Raw genomic sequence first — 23,301 nt, 5'->3', positions numbered from 1 at the left:
CCAAGACCATCAAGGTCTGCGCCACCGAGGACCCGGTCTGCTCCGACGGCCTCAACTTCGCCGCCCACGACACCTACGTCACCGACAACCAATTCGTGAATCAGGGAGTGGACTTCGCGGCCGCCAAGCTTGGCGAGGGCGGTCCCGCCGCTCCCGGCGGCCCGGCGACCATGGCGACCGCCCCCCGGCAGGGCTTCGGGGGCTGAACTTCCGCTCAGCGCTACGGATATCGCGGGTCCGTAGCGCTGAGCGGCTTGGCCATCAAGGCGCTCACCGCCTTTGGGGCGCGCGCGCTTACCGCCCGCCCGCGAGACCGCCGAAATTGCCACGGTGGTCGCGGCGCGCCACGGATCACGACCAATGCGGCGATCTCGACGCCAACATGCAGAACGGCCCGGTGTCAGGGACGCCCGAAGACGAGCGCGACGTTGTGGCCGCCGAAGCCGAACGAATTGTTGATCGCGTACTGGTAGTTGCCAGTTCGCGGCTTGCCCGCCGCCACGTCCAGATCGATCTCCGGGTCGAGGTTGACCAGGTTCAGCGTCGGGGGCACCACCTGGTCGCGCAGCGCGAGCACGGTCAGGATCGACTCGACCGCACCGACCGCCCCGACCGAGTGGCCCAGCGCGGCCTTCGGCGCGTAGACCACGGCGTTGCCGCCGTGCGGGCCGAGCGCGTTGTTGATGGCCTTGCCCTCGGCGAGGTCACCCATCGAGGTGCCGGTGGCGTGGGCGTTGACGTGGTCGATGTCGCTGGGACTCAGGTCGGCGAGCTGGATCGCGCGGGTCATCGCGTATCCGGCGCGTTCGCCGTTGGGGTCGGGGGCCACCATGTGATAGCCGTCCGAGGTGATGCTCGCCCCCATCAGGCGGGCCAGGATGTTGGCGCCGCGGGCCTTGGCGTGCTCCTCGGTTTCGATGACCATCACCGCGCCCGCCTCGCCGAACACGAAGCCGGTGCGATCCTTGTCGAACGGGCGACAAGCGCCCTCGGGGTCGTCGTTCTTGGTCGACATCACGATGCGCATCTGGGCGAACGCCGCGATCGGCACCGCCTCGATCTTGGTCTCCACGCCACCACAGATCGCGACGTCGGCCTCGCCGAAGACGATGTTGCGCCACGCCTGCGCGATGCCCTCCGACCCCGACGCGCACGCCGACACGAAGGTGTTCACCCCGGCCCGGGCGCGCCGCTCCAGCCCGATCGCGTTGGCCGCGCCGTCCGGCATGTACTTCTGCACGGCGAGCGGCGAGACGGCCTTGATGCCGCGGGCGCGCATGTCGTCGTAGCTGAAGACCATCTCCTCGGCGGAGCCCAGCCCCGTGCCGATGGACACCATCAGGCGGTTCGGGTCGACCTCGGGCGAGCCGGCGTTCTCCCACACCCGGCGGGTCAGGACCGTCGACATCCGCTGCAGGTAACCCGTGCGGTGCAGCTCGGCGCGGGACATCTGGGTATCGAACTCCTCCAGCAGGTGCCCGCCGATGCGGACCGGGAGGTCGAATTCCTCGACGAACGGGTCGTCGAGTTTGCGAATCCCACTCCGGCCGTCCAACAACATCTTCCACGTGTTCTCGACATCGGTCGCCACCGCGGTGGTCATGGCGATTCCGGTGACAACGACATTCGGGAGCGCTTTCCCGGTAACCATCTCTGTCATCAGCTGTGCGCAGCCTCCCTCTCACGCTGGGTGACGCCTGCCGGCAAGCCCCACCCACTACCCATCATGCAAACACAACGTCGCGTTTCGGCGGCAACTGCGCAGGCGGTGTCGGGTGCCCGACGACGGCGGGAGCAGCCATTTCGGGGGCCGCATACCCTTGGAGCCGCGAAACGTTCAGTTTTGTGGCCAATGTTTGCTGGCCAGTTCCAGTGAAGTCGGATCGTTTGAGCCTACCGCATGCGGTATCTGGCGTTTCGGAGCGGTGGCGAAGGCTCCCGTGAGCGTTGCCGGGGTCGGCGTGGCGGCCTACCGGGCATTGATGAACGCCATGATTCCCTGGGTCACGGCCGCGGCATACCGCGCCCGGCCGTCCGGGCTTTCCATCCGCGCGGCGTCGTCGGCGTTCTTCATGTTGCCCAGCTCGACGAGCACCGCCGGGTATTGGGCCAGGTTGAGACCGGCGAGGTCGTCGCGGCCATACAGCCCGTCGGACCCGATGTAGGTGGACGGTTGAAAGCCGGCGCCGGCCAGGGCATCCCGCATCGCGTGGGCCAGCCGCACGCCTGGGCCGGCCTGGATCGCGTTCAGCGGCGGGCTGGAGTAGTTGACGTGGAAGCCCGAGCCGGACGGCGGACCGCCGTCGGCGTGGACGCTCACGATGGCGTCCGGGTGCATCGCGTTGGCCAAGGCCGCGCGCTGGTCGATGCACGGACCGACGGAGCTGTCATCGTCACGTGACAGCAGCGTGCTCACGCCCATCTGGTTGAGCGACGCAGCGATCAGCCCGACGACCGCCCAGGTGAACGCGTGCTCCGGGTAGCCGTCGCCCGCGGCGGTGCCCGAGGTCTGGCACGGCTTGGTGCCGCCCCGCCCGTTAGGCACCTGCGCGTTGATCGAGGCGTCGTTGACGGCGTTGTGCCCGGGGTCGAGGAACACCGACGACCCGGCGACGCCGGCGTGCGCTCGGGGCGCCGACGGCAGTCCGCCGGCTGCGACCAACAGCGGCGCCAGGCCGCCGTAGCGCAGGGCGTCGCGCCTGGAGACGGTCGCCGGCCGGTCACTCATCCGGGCGATGGTAACAATCGGCCCGCTAACGCCTGAGGTTCAGCCGCCTCACCTGTCCTCCCGCCGGGTAGAGGTAGTGCATCAGTTCGGCACCCTCCGACCCGTAAACGCCCCGGTCGCCCCCGCGCACCACCCAGCTGTGTTGCCGATCGGCGCGGACGCCGACCGCGGCGCGGTGTACCGCCCACGGGCCGGCGCGTCTTAGGACTTCGCCGACGATCGCCCTCGCAAGCAGGAACAGGACGACCAGCGCCGCCGCCGCGGCGATCCACCAGATGAGCTCGATCATGATCCAGATCAGCACCGCGAGCCCCAGCAGCGCGCCGATCCCGCCGCCGGAGAAGGTGTTCGACTTATTCATGCCGACAAGATAAGGACGGCCACTGACAAGCTAGGGCTGGTCGCGCTCCTCCACGGCCGCCGCCAACTCATCGGCGACGCCCTTGAGGAAGGTGGCCGGCACGCTGTATCCGCACGCGACGATGCGCAGCCTGCCCTCGTATGTGGTGATGCCGGTGGCGTATTCGCCGGCGGTCTGGCTCTGCACCGCCGGACCCCACACGGCCTTGGGTCGCAGCGGGCCGGAGCCGTCGAGGTTTTGCACGCCGAGGTTGCTGATGAGGAGCTCCCACGGGGAGACGCGCCCGAACACATCCTCGGCGACGTCGGTTCCGGCGCCGACGGTCATCGCACCCTGTACGCCGAGCGAAAGGGCGAGGATGCCGCGCGGCGACCTGGCGTCGTCCATGCTCGCGGTGATCGCGCGCGCCTGCTCCCAGAACGGCGCGCCGTCCGAAGACCAGCCCGTCTGCGCCGACTGGAAGTAGAGCCCGCAGTCCCCCTTGACCCCGATCAGTGCCCGGAAGTTGATCGGGTTGAGCGCGCGCACGAAACTCTCGGCCTGCTCGGTGGCGCGCACCCGGCACATCGCAACCACCAGCGCCGCGTGCACCGTGGTGCGTTCTGCGCGGCAGCGCTGCGCCAGCATCGCGGTGTCAACGTCGGCCATGGTGAGCGTGTGCACGTTGGGCGGTGCGCCGTCGAAGGGCCGAAATGTGCTCGGCATGTGCATGCGTGGATCATCGAGCAGCGCGGAGTCCGAAGGTGCGATTGCCCCGAGCATGCGGGCGGTCAGGTGCTCTTGGGACGGCGGCTCGGGCAGGGGCGGCAGCGCCTGGCCGTTCATCGCCGCCAGCACGTCGCCGAGCACGAAGACCGACGATATCCCGTCGGCAATGGTGTGATCGAAGACCAGCAGCAATGCGCTCCACTCCCGACCCCTGACCAAGCAGGCCCGCATGAGCGGAGCGCGCGACCGGTCGAACGGCCGGGCGAGTTCCTCGGCCAACACGCCATCCCACGACGATTCGGCGTTGTGGCGGACCGTGAGGTCGACGGGGGCGGCGTCGCGCGCCCGGTAGAAACCGAGGCGGGTGTCCGGCCGGTCCTCGACGTGCACCGACAGCAACGGGTGCCGGCGCTGCACGGCGTCGAGCGCCGGCCGCACCCGGCCGGCGGCGACGACCGTGTCGAACTCTGCCACGATCGCGAAATGCGCTGGATTGCGCTCGGCGAAGCGGTAGAAGAGCCGCTCGTAGGCGTCGACGGGACGCACCAGGGTCGTTGCACTGTCCAGCTCGCGGTGTCCAATCACAAAGTCTCCGAACGTCTTAAGGATGTGCTATTAGGGTTGACGACTCACCCGGCCGGCGGGTTCACCGCCGAGCGCGCATTCAGGGGAACCGTCACGCGGAATCAGGTCAGCCCATTAGGCTCAGCACGATGACCAGGACGACGTTCTACTTCTTCGTGCCTGCGGCGGCCGTGGTGGCGATTTTGTTACCGGCGACCGCCCACGCCGACGACCTGCCGTTCCAGTCACCGTCGGGGAACACCGCGTGCGTCTTGAGCAACACCGCCGCCGAGTGCGATGTCAGCGATTTCACCTACCAGGTGCCGGCCGGGCCGCCGTGTGCGCAACACGTCGCGTGGGGCAATCGGTTCAGCCTACCGCAGGGCCGGCCGGCCGAAATGCAGTGTCACGGCGACACGTTGCGGATGCCCGGCGAGCAAACCCTCGAATACGGTCAGTCGCTGTCCGCGGGCACCGTCACCTGCGTGAGCGAGGCCGCCGGCATCAGGTGCACCGACAGCAGCACCGGACATTTCTTCCTGGTGTCGCGCGACTCCTACGAGCTCGGCTGAAATCCGTTGAGCCGCGGCGCGATCAGTCGGCCGCGACGCCCCTCAGGGTCCGCGCCGCCGCGCCGAACATGGTCCGCTTGATGGCTCCCAGGGTTCGGGGGTCTTTGCCGGCCAGCGGGCGTATCAGGTCGGTCGCCGCGGAAACCACCGCGTCCTCGGCGGCGGCGTCGTCGACGATGCCGAATTCGGCGGCATCTCCCCCGCCGAATCGCCGGCCGGTGGTCATCGAGGCGATCGCGGCCCGCGGGGTGAGCTTGGCCTGGATCAGCGCGGCCATGCCGTCGGTGAACGGGATGCGGATGTCGACCTCGGGGAAACAGAAGTAGCCCCGGTCGGAGCGCATCGTCCGGAAGTCGTGGGCCATGGCGAGCATGGCGCCGGCACCGAAGGCGTGTCCGGTGATTGCGGCCGCCGTCGGCATCGGGAAGGTGAGGACGCGGGCCAGCATGCCCTGCACTCGGGCGACGTAGTGCTGCGTCTGATCGCCGTGGGCGGCCAGCCAGTCCAGGTCCAATCCGTTCGAGTAGAATTTGGGGCCGCCGCTGGTGATCAGGCCCTGCGCGCCGGTGCTCTCGATCTCGTCGAGGTGGCTGTCGATGGTGTCGAGAAACGGCATGGAGAACCGATTTTCGTCCTCGCCGAGGTGCAGGACGGCGATCTTGCCATCCCAGTCCAGTGTCGGTGTCATAGTGTCCTTTCGGTGGTGGGGCGCGGTGCAGGCGCCCCGACGTCCAGCACGGCCCGCACCGCGGCACGCAGTCGCTCTCGTGCGGATGGGTCAGTTATCCTGTTGCGCTGCAATAGGATCGCGGTCGGCAGGTCGACGATGCAGGTGGTGATGACGTCGACCGCCTCGGCGTCCTTGCGGTCCCAGATGGCGCGGGCGAGCCGAATCATGGCCGCCACCAGTAACCGGTCCAGGTCACGCAGTTCGTCGGCGATCTCGGCGGGCGTATCCGGGCCGAGGAGGTCGTCGCGGCGCACCGTCCATAGCAACTGCGCGGAGTGTGGGTGCTGTTCGGCGAAGACTCCCGGCGCCTCGGCCGCCGCCACCACAGCGGCGGTGCCGTCACCGGCGGCGTCGATCAATTCCGTTTGGAGAGCGAGGAACCGGCGCCCGGCGCGCAGCCAGGCCCGGCCGATCAGTCCGGCGCGCGAGCCGAACGTGTGGTAGAGCGCTCCGTTGGACACCCCGGTCGCGGAGCCGATCGCGCGGATGGTGACCGCGGCGGGACCCGACTCGACCGCCAGCCGTTCGGCGGCGTCGAGGATCCGGTCCTGGTCGTACAGGCGGGGCCGCGGCACCGGGTGATCATAACAGAGCATCCGCTCCGTTATTCGCTCAGCCATGGTGAATGGCGTTGTCGTAGCCCGAATCGGTGACCGCCGGCGCGCCCGAGCGGTAGGTGACGGTGTTGTTGTAGCCGCCGACGGTGACGGTGTCGACGCTGTCCACGGTGACGTTGTCGCCGTAGCTGGCGATGGCGACGGACGTGCAGTGCCCGGTGGCGTTGAAGACGATCCCGTAGCTCATGAGCTTGACGGCGGCGTTGCTGCAGGCGTGGTCGGTGATGGCGTTGCCGTAGCCGGTGGACTCGAGGGCGTCGGTGCCGTCGAGGGTGACGTTATTGTTGTAGCCGCTGAGCATCAGGGCCGCGCAGTGGCCGCTGAGGACGTACTTGTTGTTGAAGCCGGCGATGGTGAGTTTGCCGTCGTTGCAGGCGACGGTCTTGGTCTCGTTGTTGCCGGTGAGCCGCAGGTCGCCGCCCGGAGGCACGGCGGTGGGGCCGCTGTGGGACGGTGCGCCGCTGGGGATCGACGTGGGGCCGTTGCTCGCGATCATCGCCCGGATGACGGCCACCAGGCCCGCGATGATCGACAGGACCATCACCGCCAGCACGACCAGGGTGTACCAGCGCATGGCCGGCACGCGGCGCGGCGCGGGGACGGCGAAGTCGTACGACGGGGTTGCTGTGGGTGTCCGTTCAGCCCTGGTGCGAGCGCCCCGCGTGACGTCGGCGAGCTCGCGTTCCAGTTCGCGGATTCGGTTTTCCGGGTCGTCGTCCTTCATTTGCCAAATGTCGCACACCGGGTCGTGAGCGGGCCAGCCTCGATTTGCCCCGCCGTTCGGGCGTTCTGGGTGAATTCATGCCGAATAGCCGGCGAACCCATGGGGACTCTCGGAAACATGGGTGTAACGTCCGGCTTGCCAGCCGACAAATACCTGCCAACTCTCGGCCCGATTGTGCGCCGAAGGAACAGGGGGTGCCGATGAGCCCGACCGGGGTGTTCGAGACGTCGGCAATCGCCGAAGCCCACGAGGTCGTGGTGGCGTTCCACGATGAGGCGCTGTTGCTGGGCGGCGACCCCGCCGCCGTCGAGTCCTACCTGGCGAGGCTGCGGGCCGCGGCCGGGCAGGCCATGCGGGTCGCCGGGATCGACGGCGCCTCGCTGGCCGGCGCGGCGGCCCGACTCGCCGGGCTGGCCGCGTTGCTGGCCGACTCCGGAACGTATGTGCAGCTGCACCGTGACAGCATGGACGCGCTGCGCGACGGTAACCTGCTTCCGTTGGGCGAGGGCGTCTTTCGGCTGACGACGGGCGCCGACCCGGGCCAGTTCCTGGAGCGCCTGCAGTGGCAGCCGGCGCTGCTCGGTCCCGAGGCGATGATGTCGGCGCAGATGATCGCGGTGCAGATGGCTCTGAAATCCGCGGTCGCCCAGGTGGAGGACGCTGTCCGGCGCGTGGAGGACAAGGTCGAAGCGGTGCTCGACGTGGCCCGGGCGCAGCGCGCCGGCGACGTCCTGGGCCACAACCTGACGCTCTCGCGGATGGTCGAGTCGCTGGAGAGGTACGGGTCGCTGCCCGATGCGTACTGGGATTCCGTGGCGGCGCTCGGTCCGGCGCTGAACGTCACCGTCGAGCAGCTGCGCGACCATGTCCGGCGCATCCTGACATCGTTCGACCGGAGTCTGCCGGTGCACCATCGCGCGGAGAAGCTACGAAATGCTTTGGACGACAACCAGATTGGCGACGTGTTGAGCCTGCTGGTGATCACCGAGGAGTCGCTGCACAAGTGGCAGCGGCTGAGCCTGGCGCGCATCGAGTCGACGCAACCGGACCACCTGTTGCGCGCGATCGACGAGGCCCGCGAGCTCGTCGAGCACCATCTGCGGGAGGACCTGGGCATCTACCGGCACGCGAAGGACGTTCTCGACCGGGTCGCGCGGTCGGAGGCCATCGACGGCTTCCGGTTCTCGGCGGTGCGTGAGCTCGTCAGGCAGCGTGGCGCCCTCCGGGACGAGTTCGACCGCTTCGCCGAGGCCCGCCAGCATCAGGTGGAGGTTTGGGAGGATTTCCACATTCCCAGTGTTCTGGATGCCGCGTTGGCCGCCGTAGGGGCCGTGGGAAGCACGACGGGGCGCGTGTTTGTGGCTGTGGGGAGAGGTCTTGTTTCCGTCGGCGCCCAGATGACGCGGCCGTTGCGGGGCGCGGATTCCGCAGGCGCAGAGGATATCTCCGACGAGTGCTGCCAGAGGGTCAATGTCGGTCTCGAGGAAGCCGGGTCGCGACCTGCTTGATCACCGCGCCGCGAGTCACATCTGAGATTCGGTGCCGATCTGCTCAAAGATCTGGGAGAACGCAAACGGCGTCTGCGCGATTCCGCTGCCGTCGGTGGCGTCCACTGCGCCCAACGTGCCCGTGAGGTCGCGAGGAAGCTCCCGCATGGACAGCCCATCGATGCGGTTCTGCTGGGCGAACGTGGTGAGCTGTTGGGCGTCGGCAAGGCTGACGATCTCGCTCGGGTCGTCATTGATCCCGATCAGCGGTGTCACACCGAGCATCCGCCAAGCCTGGTCGCCGGACAGCGGTGGATACATCGCCAACAACTGACTGTGCGTGGCCGTAGCCGCGTCGATCGCCGCCGTGCCCATGTTGGTCACCGACGGGTCGTAATAGTCCATGGCCATGATGTTCACACGTGACACGGCCACGCCGTTGGTGTTGGCCGTGTTGAGAACGTTGAGCCCCCCTTCGATCCGGCGACGAGGCCCGACGGCACGACGGGAAGGGTGTAGGACATTGCTCTGCATGGCGCCTTCGACGTCGTAGTCGAGGCTGTAAATGTGGTAGGTGTTCACCACCTGCTCGTAGCTCTGAGCCAGCTGGGCGGCGCTCATGTGGTTCGAAGCTGCGTAGACGGCAAGATCGGTGCCGGCCGCGCCGCCGAACGAAATGCTCCCGGTGATGCCCGCATTGTGCATGGCGGTGATCTGGTTGTTGATGAAGGAAATCTGGGAGCCGCCATTGACCGCGTACGCCGAATAGCCGCCCCAGGCCGGTGATCCTGTGGAGTCGGCGGTGATGAAGGCGAGCGTGACGTCATTGATTCCCGCGGTCGCGGCGTTTCCGAAGTTGTATCCGTTGGGTCCCGGCCACAGGGTGACGTCCACGTAGGGCGAGTACACCCCCGTCGACGTCGTCCCGCTTCCTGTTCCGCCAGAATCGTTGCCGCCGGTCCCAATTCCGCCGCCAGTGCCGGTTCCGATCGTCTCACCCTCGGTGATGGCGTCGGGCGCCACCATTGCGACGCTCATGGCTGTCCTCCCCTGCGGGTTCACCACCCAGCATCCCGGACGAGGGAGTAACCACCCGTTACATCGACACGAACGCGTGCCGTCGGGCCACTGTCATGTTCGTGCGCGGGCGGCGGCGCCAGGCGCGGGGCTCAAAGCAATTGCCCCGCAACGGCGTTTACCAGGTCCTCCGGCGCGTCCCCGACGCCGACGGCCTGCAGGTCACCGCCGATGGCGAGCGACGCGATGCCGTGCACCAGCGACCAGAGCGGCGCGGCGATCTGCAGAGAGTCGTTCCTGCCGGTGAGCCCGGCCTCCTGGCACGTCACGATGGCGTCGAGCAGGTCCCCGAACGCCTCCTCCGCGGCCGCGGCCAGACCCGGGTGGTCCGCCTTCAGCGACTCCCCGCCGAACATCACCCGATAGTGATCGGGATGGGCGACGCCCCACCGCACGTAGGCGCGGCCGAGTTCCAGCACCCGCTCCCTCGGGTCCGACGCCCGGGCGGCGGCCGCGGCCAGGTCGGCATGCAGCTCCCGGAACCCCTGCTCGGCCACGGCCGCCAACAGCTCGGCCTTATCGGCGAAGTGCCGGTACGGGGCGGCGGCGCTGACCCCGGCGCGCCGCGCCGCCTCGGTGAGGGTGAACCCTAGCGGCCCCTTCTCGGCCACCAGCGACAGCGCCGCGCTGGTCAGCGCGCGCTTGAGGTCGCCGTGGTGATAGCTGCCGCGGCGCCTGGCACCCGATCGCTGCGCTGCCATGTTGACGACATTAACATTGGCGCCTATGTTAATGCCATAAACATCCAATGTGAGGGGGCTCAAATGCCAGACACCACGTCGATGTTCGCCGGTGATCACGAGCGGGAGAAGACGGCGGACCTACTCGGCCAGGCGCTCGCCCAGGGCTACCTGCCGATGGACGAGTACGAGCGCCGGCTCGACGCCGTCTTCCAGGCGCAGACGGTCGATGAACTGCGCCGAAGCCTGGCCGACCTACCGCTCGACCGCATCCGCCGGCAGGATCCCCGCGCGCGGGCCGCCCGCGTTGCCGCCGCCCGCCGCGCGGTGCGCATCCACCTCGGCGGCTACCTCGCCATGGCGGTCATCGTGCTGGCCGTTTGGGCGGCCGTCGCCGTCACGACCGGTGCCACTTACTTCTGGCCGATCTGGCCCCTCCTCGGCGGAGCCATCGCGCTCATCAGTCATGCCCGGGCCACGCCGGGTTGCCGAAGGAAGCTCCGACTGCGCTGAGGCGCGGTAAACACCCGCGCCAGTACGGGATTCGGCGCACCCCTCGCCGAGCGGCTAGCGCGCGGCACGGCCCGTCGCTGGACGCCACTTGACCACCGCCCGCGTCGGGGCCAGGGTCACTTTCATGAGCCCCGAGTACGTGTAGGTCACGAGCCCCTGACCTACACGTACTCGTTGCGCGAAAGGATCAGCGTGGCAGTGGGTCTCGCGATGTCGACGTAGTGGTGGCCCGCGCCGCCCGCATGTGTCGTCGCCGTCAGCAACTCGGTGATCTCCGCCGCCTTGGCCGAATCGAGCCGCCACACCACCCCGTCGGCGCCCAATTCGATATCGGCGGCACCGGCCTCGATGACGAACTCGTGAGCCTTGCTGCCGCGGCCCAACCGCGCCGTCCCCTGCCGCCGCGCCTCGGCAAGCGCCGCGAGGACCGCCTCCGTACCGTCGGTGTCCATGGCGACGAGCACCGCGTCGTCACCGAAGTAAAACCCCGGAACCAGCTCGGCCCTGATCACGGCCGGCCGCCCCTGTCGCCGCTTGCCATCCGCCAATCCTAGGGCCCGACACCGCCGGCGGTACTTTCCGCCGGCGGTCCTAGAGTGGCCCTCATGAGCGACATGACCGCGCGGTTCGCCGACATCGTCGGTGCCGACAACCTGCTGAGCGGCGACGCCGTCCCCGACGACTACGCCCACGACGAGGAGCTGACGCAGCCGCCGCAGAAACCGGCGTACGTCGCCAAACCCGCCACGGCCGAAGAGGTCGCGCAGCTGCTCTCGGCCGCCTCCGAAGAGGGCACGCCGGTGACGGCCCGCGGCTCGGGCACCGGGCTGTCCGGCGCGGCGATCCCCCGCGGCGACGGGTTGTTGATCTCCTTCGAGCGGATGAACGCCGTCCTCGAGGTCGACACCACCAATCAGGTCGCCGTCGTCCAGCCCGGCGTCACCATCACCGAACTCGACGCCGCCACAAGCCCTTTCGGGCTCAGCTACATGGTCCACCCCGGCGAGATGTCCTCGAGCGTCGGCGGCAACGTCGGCACCAACGCCGGCGGCATGCGCGCGGTGAAGTACGGCATCGCCCGCCACAACGTGGTCGGGCTGCAAGCCGTGTTGCCCACCGGTGAGATCATCCGCACCGGCGGCAAGATCGCCAAGGTCTCCACGGGCTACGACCTCACCCAGCTCATCGTCGGCTCCGAGGGCACCCTCGCCCTGGCCACCGAGGTGATCGTCAAGCTGCACCCGCGCCTCGAACACAATGCCACGGTCCTCGCGCCGTTCGCCGACTTCGACCAGGTGATGGCGGCGGTGCCGCGGGTGCTGGCCAGCGGGCTCGGGCCGTACATCCTCGAATACATCGACACGCTCACGATGGCCGCCCTCGTGCACACGCAGAACCTGGAGCTGGGCATCCCCGACCAGGTCCGCGACAGCTGCCAGGCGTATCTCGTTGTGGCGCTGGAAAACCGGACCGCGGAGTGGCTGGACGAGGACGTCGAGCGGGCCGGCGAGCTGCTCGCCGAGCTGGGCGCCGCAGACGTCTATGTGCTGGAAGGCGGCTCGGCGCGCAAGCTGATCGAGGCGCGCGAGAAGGCGTTCTGGACGGCCAAGGCGATCGGCGCCGACGACATCATCGACACCGTGGTCCCCCGCGGCTCGATGCCGAAATTCCTTGCCACCGCTCGGGAATTGGCGTCCACCGCGGGCGGCGCCGCGGCGGGCTGCGGGCATGCCGGCGACGGCAACGTGCACCTGGCCATCCTGTGCAAGGATCCGGAAAAGCGCAAGAAGCTGATGGCCGACATCTTCGCGCTGGCAATCGAATTGGGCGGCGCGATCTCCGGGGAGCATGGGCTCGGGCGCGCCAAGACACCGTACTTCCTCAAGCTCGAGGACCCGGCCAAGGTCGCGCTCATGCACCGCATCAAACGCAGCTTCGATCCCGCGGGCATCCTCAACCCCGACGTGCTGTTCGCCGAACCCTAGGCGGCGGTAGCGTCATCCAGATCGACGTCAGCGTGGTGTTCACTCGCACTTTTTCGCACTTAGGTCGATTTCGATGCCACGCCGAGCCTCAAGTGGTGGCGTATTCCAGCGCCGCCTCCGACGAGTCGACGTGGCCGTTGCTGATGATCCGCAGCCGTTCGGGGCGCACCTCGTAGCGGACCCCGTCGGACGGGTTGGTGGCGTCGAATCCACCGGAAGTTCGCACCACATTGGACAATTGGATGTGGGCGCCGTCGCGGATCCGCTCGCCGCGGTAGTAGAAGCCGCTGGGTCCGGTCTTGCACACCACCACCAGGGACAGCGCCGTTCGGAGCACCGCGGCCGGCGAGTTGCCGGGGTCGCAGCGGGCGGTGTGGCCGACGAAGCCCAGGCCGTCGGCGCCGGAGACGGGCCGCGACAGCGTCGGCGTCGCGGAGGTCGGGGCGGTCGGCGTGGGCGCCGCCGACACGCTGTCGGGTGGCGGGCCGTGCCGGCCGCCGACGACCATCACCACCGCCGCGATGACGGCCGCCACCGCCAGCAGCGCCGCGGCCGCCCCGGCCACGCCCCAGGGACCGCGGCCGCGCGTCGACGGCGCCGCGACGGGCTCCGCGGGGGTCACCGGATAGGGGCTGTAACCGGTGTCGTCGGGGTTCGGATACATCGCCGCGAACGGGCGCGTCGGGGGCTTCGCGGGGGGCGGCGTCGACCATGCCGCCGCGTTGGCCGCGGCGGCAAGCTCGCCCGCCGACGCGTACCGCGCCCCGGGCGGCTTCGCCATCCCGCGGGCGACGACGCCGTCGAACTCGCGGTCGAGGCCGCGGCGCATGATGCTCGGCCGCGGCGGCGGCACGAACAGGTGCGCGTCTTTCAGCTCGGCCGGGTCGTCACACGCGAACGGCGTTGCCCCGGTGAGGCACTCGTAGAACACGCCCGCCAGCGAGTAGACGTCGGCCGCTGGGTCCACCCGACCGCCGCTGTATCGCTCGGGCGCGGTGTAGGCGCCCGGCCCGTCGCCCGTGCCGAAGTCCGCCAGGTACGCGAACTCGTCGGTGGCGAGCAACACGTTCTGCGGCCGCACGTCGCCGTGCACCAGCCCGGCCGCGTGCGCGGCGTCCAGCGCCGCCGCAACCTGCCCCGTAAGCGCGGCCGCCCATTTGGCTTCGAGCGGCCCTCGCGCGCGCAGCAGGTCCGCGAGACTGCCGCCGTCGACCGGATGCATCGCGACAAATGGCATCCCGTCGACCTCGCCGAAGTCGTACACCGGCAGGATGTGCGGTTCTTTCAGGCCGGCCGCGATGTGGACCTCGCGCCGGAAGCGATCCCGGAACCTCGGGGCGGCGGCCAGCTCTCGCCGCACGACTCTCAGCGCGACCGCCCGGTCGTGCCGCGTGTCGACGGCCCGATACACCTCACCCGTGCCGCCCGCGCCGATCAGCGACCGCAGTTCGTAGGGTCCGAACCGGGTGGCGAGACGTGAGCCGGGCTGCGGCGACGACAATGATGATCCTTTCGCTGCGTTCGACTCGGTGTTCCCATCTCGGGGCCGCTGGTAACCCGCGCCGAAGTACTGTTCGATGATGCACGTCGACGCGATGACGGTCCCGCAGCCGCTGGCGCAGGTCGGCGAGCTGGCCAGGCGCACCCTGGCGGCGGGGTTCTCCGGGCTGTTGTTCACCGAGACCGGCCGCACGGCCTACCTCGGCGCGGCGGTGGCGTCGCAGGCGGCCCCGGGTCTCGAGTTGTCCACCGGCGTCGCGGTCGCGTTCCCGCGCAGCCCGTTCGTCACCGCGGCGGCCGCGTGGGAGTTGCAGGAGGCGACGGGCGGCAGGTTCCGGCTCGGCCTGGGCACCCAGGTCCGCACCCACGTGGTGCGCCGCTATGGGATGCCGTTCGAGCGGCCGGGCCCGCGCTTGCGCGACTACGTGCGCGCGGTCAAGGCGTGCTTCTCGGCGTTTCGCACCGGCACGCTCGACCACCAAGGCGAGTTCTATGACCTCGACTTCATCACCCCGCAGTGGAGCGCGGGACCCATTGACGCGCCCGATCCCAAAGTCGATGTGGCGGCGGTCAATCCGTGGATGCTGCGGATGGCGGGCGAGGTGGCCGACGGCGTGCACGTGCACCCGATCGGTTGGATCGGCTACCTCGAGCGTCACGTCCTGCCGAACGTGGCGGAGGGCGCGGCGAAGGCGGGGCGCTCACCGTCTGACATCGCCGTCATCGTGCCGGCGCTGACGATCGTCGGCGACAGCGACGAGGAGCGCGCCGCCGAACGCGAGTCGGTGCGCGCGAGCATGGCCTTCTACGGCAGCACCCCCAACTACGCGTTCGTCTGGGACGAGGCGGGCTTCGAGGGCACCACCGCCCTCATCCGCGAGAAGCAGAAGGCCGGCGACTTCAAGGGCATGGCGGCCCAGATCACCGACGAGCACATCGCGGCGTTCGCCACCGAATCGACGTGGGATGGCCTGGCGGGCGCGCTGTCCGAGAAGTACGACGGCCTCGCCACCCGGCTCGTGCTGTACAACGCGCTCGGTGGCGGCCCGGAGCGCTTCGAGCGGTACGGCGAGGTGGCGCGCCGGTTGCGGGCCTGACGCTATCCGGCGGCCGAGACGGGGTTGACCAGCGTTCCGAGTCCGGTGATCGAGATCTCCACGACGTCGCCCGGCCGCAAGAACTTCGGAGGGTCGAAGCCGATGCCCACACCCGGCGGTGTCCCGGTGGCGATGATGTCGCCCGGCAGCAGCGTCATCCCGGCGCTGATGGTGGCGATGAGCTCGGGCACGTCGAAGATGAGGTCCGACGATTTGGCGCTCTGGCGCAGCTCGCCGTTGACCCGGCTCTCGACGAGGAGTTCCCGGTGGTCGATCTCGTCGGCGGTGACGGCGAAGGGTCCCATCGGGCACAGTCCGTCGAGGGACTTGCCCAGGAACCACTGCTGGTGCGCGTGTTGCCGGTCGCGGGCGGTCACGTCGTTGATCATGGTGTAGCCCCAGACGTGGGACATGGCGTCGTCGATGCTGATGTCAGCACCGCCCCTGCCGATGATGACCGCGAGTTCGACCTCGTAGTCCAGGGATTGGGTGAGCGCGGCGTGCGCCGGTATCGGGTCGCCCGGGCCGATGACCGTGCCGGGGACCTTGGTGAATACCACCGGCCGCTCCGGCACACCCGCGCCCGGCGTCGCGTTGTATCCCGACGCATCGAACTCGTTGGTGTGCTCGACATAGTTCAGGCCGACGCACAGGATGTTTCGCCGGGGTGCCGGGATGGGGGCAACCAGGGTTACCTCGTCGAGGGGGACGGCGCGGGAGGTGTCCAACTCGCCCGAGGGCTCGTCCCTCGCGATGTGCGCCAGCAGTCCCACCGGCGCGCCGGTCCAGTCGACGGCGTCTCCGCCCGGCAAGGGAATGACGTGGGATCCGTGAACCACCCCGGCGACAACACCACTCGGACCTGCGAACGACACGTATTTCACGGGTGACGCCTCCTCATCGGCCGATAGCCGAACCCGCGGTCGGAACGGGTCCGCGACAACATCTCGGCCTAGTGCATACCGTATACGATTTGCCGGCTCCGGCTCGGCTCAGCCTTGCTCCGACGGGCAGCGGTTCGGCCGCACCGCTGAGACTCGTTCGCGCGTGGCGCTTTCCGCGCTTGGCGACCGCCCCACACCCACTCTTCTCAGAGCGGTGATAACGAGAATGGATCAGCCGCCGCGCAGTTTTAACGCGGTCGCAACGCTGAGCGGCTGTCTATTTAACAGAAACATCGGTTACTGTGAGTGAACAGCCCGCGGGGGGCTGCCGCACTCCAGGAGGTCCCTATGGACACGGGAACCACGGCATTCATGTTGTGCTGCATCATCGGCCTCACGGTGATGATTCCGGGCCTCGCCTTGTTTTACGGCGGCATGGTGTCCGTCAAGAGTTCGACGAACATGATGATGATGACGTTCGGCGCGGTGGCCGTCGTCGGTGTGCTGTGGGTGCTGTTCGGCTTCTCCATGTCATTCGGGACGTCCTACGGGGGCCTGGTCGGGAGCTTCACCGAATTCCTCGGCATGAAGAACCTGACGAAGCCGATGACGACGATCAACGGGCTGCCGATCAGCCTGTTCGCCCTCTTCCAGGCGCTGTTCGCCGCGATCACCGTCGCGCTGGTCTCCGGCGCCGCGGCGGACCGGATGAAGTTCAGCGCCTGGATGGCGTTCGCGACGGCGTGGGCGATCCTCGTCTACTTCCCCGTCGCGCACTGGGTCTTCGCGGTCGACGGCGGGGTGACACCGGACGCGAAGGGCGGCTGGATCGCCAACAAGCTCAAGGCCATTGACTTCGCCGGCGGAACGGCCGTGCACATCAACTCGGGCGCCGCGGCGCTGGCGGTCGCCATCGTGCTGGGCAAGTCGCTGGGCTTCGGCAAGTTCCGCAAGCCGCACAACGTGCCGCTGACTCTGCTGGGCGCCGGATTGCTGTGGGCGGGTTGGTATGCGTTCAACGGCGGATCGGCGCTCGCCGCCGGCACGTCGGCCGCGATCGTGATGGTCACGACCTTCACCGCGACGTGTGCTGCGACGCTGGCCTGGCTCGCCGTCGAAAAGATCAAGGACGGACACGTGACCGGTGTCGGCGCCGCCTCCGGCGCGGTGGCCGGACTGGTCGCCATCACGCCCGCCTGCGGAGCGGTCACGCCGGTCGGCTCGATCTTTCTCGGGTTGATCGCCGGCGCGATATGCCCGCTGGCCGTGGGGCTCAAGGCCCGATTCGGCTACGACGACTCGCTCGACGTCGTCGGCGTCCACCTGGTCGGCGGCATCCTCGGGACCCTGCTGATCGGGTTTTTCGCCAGCGCGAGCATGCCGAACCAGGTCGACGGGCTGTTCTACGGCGGCGGCGCGGATCAGCTGTGGAAGCAGGCGATCGCCGCCGGCGCGGTGATGACCTATTCGTTCGTGGTGGCGTTCGTGATCGCGCTCGTCATCAAGAAGACGATGGGCATCCGCATCTCCGCCGACGAGGAGGAAACGGGCATCGACACCAAATACCACCGCGACGCGGCGTACGAGCTGCTGCCCGCCTGAGACCCCGGCCGGCGCGGATCACTCGCCCGCGCCGGCCGGTCCCCTTCCAACAACATTGACGCCCAGAAGGATTGACGAAGCATGTCCGACCTCGCCACGCTGGCCGATCAGGCGGGAACCCGGTTCATCCTGGCGCTGTTCGTCGACCTGCGGGGAAAACCGTGCGCCAAGCTCGTGCCCGTCGAGGCCGTCGACGTCCTCGCCACCGAGGGCGTCGGGTTTGCGGGCTACGCCGTCGGGGCGATGGGCCAGGAGCCCAAAGACCCTGACCTGGTGGCCATTCCGGACGCGGCCTCGTTCACCCCGATCCCCTTCGTCAAAGACGGCCTCGCCCTTGTGCACTGCGATCCGCATGTCGAGGGCGAGCCCTGGCCGTTCGCACCGCGGGTCATTCTGAAGGCGCTCATCACGCGGGCCGCCGACGCGGGATTCGAACCCTGGGTGGGGGCCGAGGTCGAGTATTTCCTGGTGCACCGCAACGCCGACGGCAGCCTGTCGGTCGCCGATGCCTCCGACACCTCCGCGCAACCGTGCTACGACGCCCGCGGCCTGACCCGGATGTTCGAGCACCTCAGCGCGATATCGACGGCCATGAACACGCTGGGGTGGTCGAATTACGCCAACGATCACGAGGACGCCAACGGTCAGTTCGAGCAGAACTTCCAGTTCGCCGACGCGCTCACGACGGCCGATCGCGTGATCACGCTGCGCTACCTGCTGTCGATGCTGGCGTCCGAGCGTGGCATGGTGGCCACGTTCATGCCCAAGCCGTTCGCCGAAAAGACCGGCAGCGGAATGCATCTGCACCTCTCGCTGACCAGCGGTGGCGCACCGGTGTTCCCGGCCGACGAGGACGCCCGCGGGCTCGGCCTGTCCGAGACCGCCTACGCGTTCATCGGGGGCATCCTCGAGCACGCGTGCGCGCTGCAGGCGGTCGTGGCTCCAACGGTCAACTCCTACAAGCGCACCGGCGCCACCACGACGGCCTCCGGGGCGTCGTGGGCCCCGAGGATGCCGACGTACGGGGGCAACGACCGCACCCACTACATCCGGGTGCCCGATGCCGCCCGCATCGAGTTGCGCGGCGCCGACGGTTCCGCCAACCCCTATCTGGCCATCGCGGCGGCGCTCGGCGCCGGACTGGACGGCATCAAGCGCAGCACCGATCCCGGCGGCCTCGGTGCGCAGAACCGGCCGCCGTTACCGCCCACGCTGCTGCACGCCCTGGAGGATTTCCAGGGCGATCCCCTGGTCACCGGCGTGCTCGACGCCGCCGGGCAGGGCGTCGCCGAATATTTCGTCGGCCTCAAGCGCGACGAGTTCTTCGCCTACCACGGCAGCGTCACGCCCTGGGAGATCGAGCATTACCTGACCGCCTTCTGAGCTGGCCAAGGAGACAACCGATGTGTGGAATCGTCGGGCTGCATCTGCGCAACCCGGAACTGTATCCCCGGCTGGGAGAACTGCTCAGCGGCATGCTGTGCGAGATGGGCGACCGCGGCAGCGATTCGGCGGGTGTGGCCATCTACGGCGATCCCGTGCTGTCGCCACCGGGACACGGCTGCGTCTCGGTGCTGCAGGCCGATCCCGACGCCGCCGGCCTGGGCGCCGGTGTCCACGTGAGCCGGCGCGGCGACACCCGTCTGGTCACCGCCGATATGTCGCCCCAAGCGCTGCTCCAGAACGTGACCCGTGCCTACCCGCAGGCCCTGATCGCCGGGTTCGGCTCGGACATGACCGTGCTCAAGGGCGTCGGCCATCCGCGCCGCCTGGTCCGGGAATGGGAACTCGCCGCCGCGAGCGGTTGGCAAGGCGTCGGCCACACGCGCATGGCGACCGAATCGGCCGTGACGCCCGCCGGCTGCCACCCGTATGCGGTCGGCCCCGAGCAGTGCCTGGTCCACAACGGCTCCTTCGCCAACCACGCGACCATCCGCCGCGAACTGCGCGCCGCCGGCGTGCATTTCGACAGCGACAACGACACCGAGGTCGGTGCGCGCTTCGTTGCCAAGCAGCTGGCCGACGGCCGAGACATCGAGACCGCGCTCAAGGAACTGTGCGCGCGATTCGACGGCTTCTACACGCTGCTCGTGTCGAACCGCGACTCGTTCGCCGTCGTGCGCGACGCCATCGCGTGCAAGCCGGCCGTCCTCGCCGAAACGGACGACTGGGTGGCGATGGCCAGCGAATACCGCGCCCTCGCAGGGCTTCCCGGGGTCGCCCGGGCCAAGCTCTGGGAACCCGAACCCGAGGTGATCTACGCATGGCAGAAGTGACGTCCGCCCCGGCCTTCGACCTGCGGGCGACGCCCCTGCGCGAGGTGAACGCCGCCCTGCACGGCCCGAACGCACACGGCGAGTACACCATCGCCCACCCCGACGGCGCCCACAACGTCGCCGTCGGAGTCGACGCGCCGGCGCGGATAACGATCGACGGCCACGTCGGTTACTACGCCGCCGGCATGAACCAACAGGCGGAAGTCGTCATCATGGGCAACGCGGGCACCGGGGTGGCCGAGAACATGATGAGCGGGACCGTCTGGGTCAAGGGCAACGCGTCCCAATCCGCCGGCGCGACCGCCCACGGCGGGCTGCTCGTGATCGAGGGCAACGCCGCCGCGCGGTGCGGGATCTCGATGAAGGGCGTCGACATCGTGGTCGGCGGCAACGTCGGGCACATGAGCGCGTTCATGGCCCAGGCGGGACGGTTGGTAGTGCGGGGCGACGCCGGCGAGGCGCTCGGCGACTCCATCTACGAGGCGCGCATCTACATCCGCGGCGACGTCGCATCGCTGGGCGCGGACTGCGTCGCCAAGGAGATGCGCGACGAACACCACCACGAACTGGGCCAGCTGCTGAAGGCCGCCGGTTTCGACGGCGACGACACCGCGGCCTACACCCGGTACGGCTCCGCCCGCGAGCTGTATCACTTCCACGTCGACAACGCCGCGAGCTACTGATGACATACACCGCCGACGATCGCGCCCGCCTCGGCCTTCGGGAGTCCGCCACCTACGACCGCCACACCATCGCCGCCATTCAGCGCGCCGCCGAGACGGGCATCTACGACATCCGGGGGTGGGGCGCCAAGCGTCCCCTGCCGCACTTCGACGATCTCCTCTTCCTCGGCGCGTCGATGTCGCGTTACCCGCTGGAGGGCTACCGCGAGCGCTGCGGCACCGACGTCGTCCTCGGGAACCGGTTCGCCAAACACCCTCTGCACCTAGACATTCCGGTCACCATCGCCGGGATGTCGTTCGGGGCGCTGTCCGGGGCGGCCAAGGAGGCCCTGGGGCGCGGAGCCAGCGAGGTCGGCACGTCCACCACCACGGGCGACGGCGGCATGACGCCCGAAGAACGCGGGCAGAGCAAATACCTTGTCTATCAATACCTGCCGTCCCGCTACGGGATGACTCCCGACGATCTGCGCAAGGCGGATGCGATCGAGGTGGTGCTCGGGCAAGGCGCCAAGCCCGGTGGCGGCGGCATGCTCCTCGGCCAGAAGATCTCCGAACGGGTCGCCGGCATGCGCACGCTGCCCGAAGGCATCGACCAGCGGTCCGCGTGCCGCCACCCCGACTGGACCGGGCCCGACGACCTGGCCATCAAGATCAACGAATTGCGGGAGATCACCGACTGGGAGAAGCCCGTCTACGTCAAGATGGGCGCCACCAGAACGTATTACGACGTCAAGCTGGCGGTGCACGCCGGCGCGGACGTCGTCGTGATCGACGGGATGCAGGGCGGCACCGCGGCCACCCAGGAGGTGTTCATCGAGCACGTCGGGATTCCGACGCTGGCCGCCATCCCCCAGGCCGTCCAAGCGCTGGCCGACCTGGGGGTGCACCGCGAGGTTCAGTTGATCGTCTCCGGCGGCATCCGCACCGGTGCGGACGTCGCCAAGGCGCTGGCGCTCGGCGCCGACGCCGTCGCCATCGGGACGGCCGCGCTCATCGCGCTCGGCGACAACAGCCCGCGGTATGCCGAGGACTACGAACGATTGGGCAGCGCGGCGGGATTCTTCGACGACTTCCAGGACGGCACCGATCCGGCGGGCATCAGCACGCAGGACCCCGAACTGGCGGCCCGCCTGGACCCGATTGCAGGCGGGCGCAGGCTGGCCAACTACCTCCGGGTGCTCACCATGGAGGCCCAGACCATCGCGCGCGCGTGCGGCAAGGCCCACGTCCTGCACCTGGAGCCCGAGGATCTGGTGGCCGTCACCATCGAGGCGGCTGCGATGGCGCGCGTCCCGCTGGCCGGCACGGCCTGGGTTCCCGGCCGATGACGAGCACCGCGGACGTCGTGATCGTCGGCGGCGGCATCGAGGGCGCCGCCGCCGCGTGGGCGCTGAGCCGCCGCGGGATCACCGACGTCGTCGTGGCGGAACGGAGCACCGTCGGGTCCGGGATGACCGGCAAGTCCAGCGGCGTCGTCCGGTGCCACTACGGCGTCAGCTCGCTGGCGGCGATGGCCAACGCCGGGGTGGAGGTCCTCGAGAACGCCGAAGAGATCTTCGGCACCGACATCGGCTTCCACCAGACCGGGTACGTGGTCGGCGTCGGTGACCCCGACGCCGAGTCGCTGCGCAAGAGCCTGGCCGCGCAACAGGCCGTCGGCGTGCAGACCGAGGAGATCGACCGCTCCGAGGTGGCGCGCATGTGGCCATTCGCCGACCTGACGCCGTTCGCGGCGTTCGGCTGGGAGGCCCGCGGCGGCTACGGCGACGCCTATCGCACCGCGCAGGCCTTCGCGGCGTCGGCGCGCGCCGCGGGCGTGCGAATCCTGCAGGGCGCCAACGTGACCGGCTTGGCTGTCCGCGGCCGCAGGGTCACCGGCATCCGCCTCGCCGACGGCACCGAGATCGCGGCGGGCGCCGTCGTCGCCGCCACCGGCGTGTGGACCCGGCCGTTCCTTGCTCCGTATGGCATCGACGTCCCGATCCGCGTGGTGCGCGAACAGATCGTCACCATCGCCCCCGGGGTCGAAACCGGCCCGGTGCCGGTGTTTTCCGATCTCGTCTCGTTGCAGTACGTACGGCCGGAGGTCGGCGGGGACATCCTCTTCGGCAACAGCGATCCCGCGCTGATCGAGGACGCCGACCCGGACCACTACGCGAATCGGGCCACCGAGGCGTTCGTCGAAGTGACGGTGGACAAGGTGGGCACGCGATTCCCCGAGTTCTCGGCCGCGGCGGTCAGCGGAAGCTATGCGGGATGCTATGACATCACGCCGGACTGGAACCCGGTGATCAGCCGCACGGACCTGGACGGGTTGATGGTCGCCGCTGGCTTCAGCGGCCACGGTTTCAAGATCGCCCCCGCCGTCGGCAGACTGGTCGCCGACCTGGTCGTAGATGGCAGGAGCACCGACCCGCACGTCCCGGCCGACGACTTCCGGCTGTCGCGATTCGCCGAGGGCGCGCCCTTGAAATCTCCGTATCCCTATGTCGGTGCCAGCCAGATGCGCTAGA

24 protein-coding genes are annotated in these 23,301 nt (G+C 69.1%); 12 read left to right on the top strand and 12 right to left on the bottom strand.

Translation table 11 applies throughout. The annotated features are described in order from the left end of the window. Positions 1-206: cutinase family protein (locus tag SKC42_RS24075; protein WP_330966752.1), on the top strand; the 206-nt coding region annotated here is incomplete at its 5' end. 194 nt (positions 207-400) lie between these two features. On the opposite strand, the gene kasB is transcribed toward SKC42_RS24075, so the two are convergent. The 4 genes from kasB to SKC42_RS24055 all read right to left on the bottom strand — a co-directional run bounded on the left by kasB (position 401) and on the right by SKC42_RS24055 (position 4,382). Further along, positions 401-1,660, bottom strand: a complete 1,260-nt coding sequence (gene kasB, locus SKC42_RS24070; RefSeq protein ID WP_330966751.1) for a 3-oxoacyl-ACP synthase KasB — start codon at positions 1,658-1,660, stop codon at positions 401-403. Between the two features lie 309 nt (positions 1,661-1,969). Beyond that, a complete protein-coding gene (locus SKC42_RS24065; protein ID WP_330966750.1) occupies positions 1,970-2,728 on the bottom strand; it encodes an Rv3717 family N-acetylmuramoyl-L-alanine amidase in 759 nt (252 codons plus the stop codon). A gap of 25 nt (positions 2,729-2,753) precedes the next feature. Next, positions 2,754-3,089, bottom strand: coding sequence for a hypothetical protein (locus SKC42_RS24060; RefSeq protein WP_330966749.1), 336 nt, complete (start codon positions 3,087-3,089; stop codon positions 2,754-2,756). A gap of 30 nt (positions 3,090-3,119) precedes the next feature. Continuing rightward, the gene (locus tag SKC42_RS24055) at positions 3,120-4,382 is read right to left on the bottom strand and encodes a condensation domain-containing protein (protein WP_330966748.1); all 1,263 of its coding nucleotides are present in this window, start codon (positions 4,380-4,382) and stop codon (positions 3,120-3,122) included. A 128-nt stretch (positions 4,383-4,510) separates the two neighbouring features. Here SKC42_RS24055 and SKC42_RS24050 point away from each other — a divergent pair, with 128 nt between their 5' ends. Continuing rightward, positions 4,511-4,933: a DUF6636 domain-containing protein gene (locus SKC42_RS24050; protein WP_330966747.1), complete on the top strand. Its 423-nt coding sequence runs from the start codon at positions 4,511-4,513 to the stop codon at positions 4,931-4,933. Between the two features lie 22 nt (positions 4,934-4,955). Here SKC42_RS24050 and SKC42_RS24045 read toward each other — a convergent pair whose 3' ends face one another. From SKC42_RS24045 to SKC42_RS24035, 3 genes are read right to left on the bottom strand one after another with little or no spacing between them, the layout of a single operon-like run. Continuing rightward, positions 4,956-5,621 carry an enoyl-CoA hydratase-related protein gene (locus tag SKC42_RS24045; protein ID WP_330966746.1) on the bottom strand — a complete coding sequence of 222 codons (666 nt, stop codon included), beginning with the start codon at positions 5,619-5,621 and terminating at the stop codon, positions 4,956-4,958. Next, on the bottom strand, positions 5,618-6,238 hold the full coding sequence (locus tag SKC42_RS24040) for a TetR/AcrR family transcriptional regulator (protein ID WP_330966745.1): 621 nt from the start codon (positions 6,236-6,238) through the stop codon (positions 5,618-5,620). The genes SKC42_RS24045 and SKC42_RS24040 overlap by 4 nt, the downstream gene beginning before the upstream one ends. Before the next feature lie 37 nt (positions 6,239-6,275). Further along, a complete protein-coding gene (locus SKC42_RS24035; RefSeq protein WP_330966744.1) occupies positions 6,276-7,004 on the bottom strand; it encodes a DUF3060 domain-containing protein in 729 nt (242 codons plus the stop codon). Positions 7,005-7,204: 200 nt separating this feature from the next. Between SKC42_RS24035 and SKC42_RS24030 the strand changes: the two genes are divergently transcribed. Further along, positions 7,205-8,512, top strand: coding sequence for a hypothetical protein (locus SKC42_RS24030; protein WP_330966743.1), 1,308 nt, complete (start codon positions 7,205-7,207; stop codon positions 8,510-8,512). A 15-nt stretch (positions 8,513-8,527) separates the two neighbouring features. On the opposite strand, the gene SKC42_RS24025 is transcribed toward SKC42_RS24030, so the two are convergent. Both SKC42_RS24025 and SKC42_RS24020 read right to left on the bottom strand, forming a co-directional pair. Next, positions 8,528-9,529, bottom strand: a complete 1,002-nt coding sequence (locus SKC42_RS24025; protein WP_330966742.1) for a hypothetical protein — start codon at positions 9,527-9,529, stop codon at positions 8,528-8,530. 131 nt (positions 9,530-9,660) lie between these two features. After that, entirely contained in the window at positions 9,661-10,269 is a 609-nt protein-coding gene (locus SKC42_RS24020; RefSeq protein WP_330966741.1) for a TetR/AcrR family transcriptional regulator, read from the bottom strand. A 63-nt stretch (positions 10,270-10,332) separates the two neighbouring features. Here SKC42_RS24020 and SKC42_RS24015 point away from each other — a divergent pair, with 63 nt between their 5' ends. Further along, the gene (locus SKC42_RS24015; protein ID WP_330966740.1) at positions 10,333-10,761 is read left to right on the top strand and encodes a DUF1707 SHOCT-like domain-containing protein; all 429 of its coding nucleotides are present in this window, start codon (positions 10,333-10,335) and stop codon (positions 10,759-10,761) included. 161 nt (positions 10,762-10,922) lie between these two features. On the opposite strand, the gene SKC42_RS24010 is transcribed toward SKC42_RS24015, so the two are convergent. After that, positions 10,923-11,273 (bottom strand): hypothetical protein, encoded by a 351-nt coding sequence (locus SKC42_RS24010; RefSeq protein ID WP_330966739.1) that lies wholly within the window; start codon positions 11,271-11,273, stop codon positions 10,923-10,925. A 93-nt stretch (positions 11,274-11,366) separates the two neighbouring features. Between SKC42_RS24010 and SKC42_RS24005 the strand changes: the two genes are divergently transcribed. Further along, positions 11,367-12,746 carry an FAD-binding oxidoreductase gene (locus SKC42_RS24005; protein WP_330966738.1) on the top strand — a complete coding sequence of 460 codons (1,380 nt, stop codon included), beginning with the start codon at positions 11,367-11,369 and terminating at the stop codon, positions 12,744-12,746. Positions 12,747-12,834: 88 nt separating this feature from the next. Here SKC42_RS24005 and SKC42_RS24000 read toward each other — a convergent pair whose 3' ends face one another. Next, entirely contained in the window at positions 12,835-14,247 is a 1,413-nt protein-coding gene (locus tag SKC42_RS24000) for a serine/threonine-protein kinase (protein WP_330966737.1), read from the bottom strand. A 79-nt stretch (positions 14,248-14,326) separates the two neighbouring features. On the opposite strand from SKC42_RS24000, the gene SKC42_RS23995 reads away from it, so the two are divergent. Then, positions 14,327-15,343, top strand: a complete 1,017-nt coding sequence (locus tag SKC42_RS23995; protein ID WP_330966736.1) for a TIGR03617 family F420-dependent LLM class oxidoreductase — start codon at positions 14,327-14,329, stop codon at positions 15,341-15,343. A 2-nt stretch (positions 15,344-15,345) separates the two neighbouring features. On the opposite strand, the gene SKC42_RS23990 is transcribed toward SKC42_RS23995, so the two are convergent. Next, positions 15,346-16,182, bottom strand: coding sequence for a fumarylacetoacetate hydrolase family protein (locus tag SKC42_RS23990; protein WP_330966735.1), 837 nt, complete (start codon positions 16,180-16,182; stop codon positions 15,346-15,348). A 393-nt stretch (positions 16,183-16,575) separates the two neighbouring features. On the opposite strand from SKC42_RS23990, the gene SKC42_RS23985 reads away from it, so the two are divergent. The 6 genes from SKC42_RS23985 to SKC42_RS23960 all read left to right on the top strand — a co-directional run bounded on the left by SKC42_RS23985 (position 16,576) and on the right by SKC42_RS23960 (position 23,300). Next, the gene (locus SKC42_RS23985) at positions 16,576-17,829 is read left to right on the top strand and encodes an ammonium transporter (protein WP_330966734.1); all 1,254 of its coding nucleotides are present in this window, start codon (positions 16,576-16,578) and stop codon (positions 17,827-17,829) included. 81 nt (positions 17,830-17,910) lie between these two features. Further along, entirely contained in the window at positions 17,911-19,212 is a 1,302-nt protein-coding gene (glnT, locus tag SKC42_RS23980) for a type III glutamate--ammonia ligase (RefSeq protein WP_330966733.1), read from the top strand. A gap of 20 nt (positions 19,213-19,232) precedes the next feature. Next, positions 19,233-20,105 carry a glutamine amidotransferase gene (locus tag SKC42_RS23975; protein ID WP_330966732.1) on the top strand — a complete coding sequence of 291 codons (873 nt, stop codon included), beginning with the start codon at positions 19,233-19,235 and terminating at the stop codon, positions 20,103-20,105. Further along, the gene (locus SKC42_RS23970; protein WP_330966731.1) at positions 20,093-20,788 is read left to right on the top strand and encodes a protein glxC; all 696 of its coding nucleotides are present in this window, start codon (positions 20,093-20,095) and stop codon (positions 20,786-20,788) included. Before SKC42_RS23975 ends, SKC42_RS23970 begins: the two co-directional genes overlap by 13 nt. After that, positions 20,788-22,116: an FMN-binding glutamate synthase family protein gene (locus SKC42_RS23965; protein ID WP_330966730.1), complete on the top strand. Its 1,329-nt coding sequence runs from the start codon at positions 20,788-20,790 to the stop codon at positions 22,114-22,116. The genes SKC42_RS23970 and SKC42_RS23965 overlap by 1 nt, the downstream gene beginning before the upstream one ends. Next, positions 22,113-23,300 (top strand): NAD(P)/FAD-dependent oxidoreductase, encoded by a 1,188-nt coding sequence (locus SKC42_RS23960; protein WP_330966729.1) that lies wholly within the window; start codon positions 22,113-22,115, stop codon positions 23,298-23,300. The genes SKC42_RS23965 and SKC42_RS23960 overlap by 4 nt, the downstream gene beginning before the upstream one ends. Position 23,301 lies beyond the last annotated feature (1 nt).

Source organism: Mycobacterium sp. 050134 (genome assembly GCF_036409085.1).
In the GTDB taxonomy this organism is placed as follows: domain Bacteria; phylum Actinomycetota; class Actinomycetes; order Mycobacteriales; family Mycobacteriaceae; genus Mycobacterium.
Note: the sequence above shows the minus strand (reverse complement) of the source record. Positions and strands in the feature narration are given on the sequence as shown.

Coding starts and splice junctions, on each gene's coding strand:
- kasB (WP_330966751.1), bottom strand. CDS start 1,660: ATGACAGAGATGGTTACCGGGAAAGCGCTCCCGAATGTCGTTGTCACC.
- SKC42_RS24065 (WP_330966750.1), bottom strand. CDS start 2,728: ATGAGTGACCGGCCGGCGACCGTCTCCAGGCGCGACGCCCTGCGCTAC.
- SKC42_RS24060 (WP_330966749.1), bottom strand. CDS start 3,089: ATGAATAAGTCGAACACCTTCTCCGGCGGCGGGATCGGCGCGCTGCTG.
- SKC42_RS24050 (WP_330966747.1), top strand. CDS start 4,511: ATGACCAGGACGACGTTCTACTTCTTCGTGCCTGCGGCGGCCGTGGTG.
- SKC42_RS24045 (WP_330966746.1), bottom strand. CDS start 5,621: ATGACACCGACACTGGACTGGGATGGCAAGATCGCCGTCCTGCACCTC.
- SKC42_RS24035 (WP_330966744.1), bottom strand. CDS start 7,004: ATGAAGGACGACGACCCGGAAAACCGAATCCGCGAACTGGAACGCGAG.
- SKC42_RS24030 (WP_330966743.1), top strand. CDS start 7,205: ATGAGCCCGACCGGGGTGTTCGAGACGTCGGCAATCGCCGAAGCCCAC.
- SKC42_RS24025 (WP_330966742.1), bottom strand. CDS start 9,529: ATGAGCGTCGCAATGGTGGCGCCCGACGCCATCACCGAGGGTGAGACG.
- SKC42_RS24020 (WP_330966741.1), bottom strand. CDS start 10,269: ATGGCAGCGCAGCGATCGGGTGCCAGGCGCCGCGGCAGCTATCACCAC.
- SKC42_RS24015 (WP_330966740.1), top strand. CDS start 10,333: ATGCCAGACACCACGTCGATGTTCGCCGGTGATCACGAGCGGGAGAAG.
- SKC42_RS24005 (WP_330966738.1), top strand. CDS start 11,367: ATGAGCGACATGACCGCGCGGTTCGCCGACATCGTCGGTGCCGACAAC.
- SKC42_RS23995 (WP_330966736.1), top strand. CDS start 14,327: ATGCACGTCGACGCGATGACGGTCCCGCAGCCGCTGGCGCAGGTCGGC.
- SKC42_RS23985 (WP_330966734.1), top strand. CDS start 16,576: ATGGACACGGGAACCACGGCATTCATGTTGTGCTGCATCATCGGCCTC.
- glnT (WP_330966733.1), top strand. CDS start 17,911: ATGTCCGACCTCGCCACGCTGGCCGATCAGGCGGGAACCCGGTTCATC.
- SKC42_RS23975 (WP_330966732.1), top strand. CDS start 19,233: ATGTGTGGAATCGTCGGGCTGCATCTGCGCAACCCGGAACTGTATCCC.
- SKC42_RS23970 (WP_330966731.1), top strand. CDS start 20,093: ATGGCAGAAGTGACGTCCGCCCCGGCCTTCGACCTGCGGGCGACGCCC.
- SKC42_RS23965 (WP_330966730.1), top strand. CDS start 20,788: ATGACATACACCGCCGACGATCGCGCCCGCCTCGGCCTTCGGGAGTCC.
- SKC42_RS23960 (WP_330966729.1), top strand. CDS start 22,113: ATGACGAGCACCGCGGACGTCGTGATCGTCGGCGGCGGCATCGAGGGC.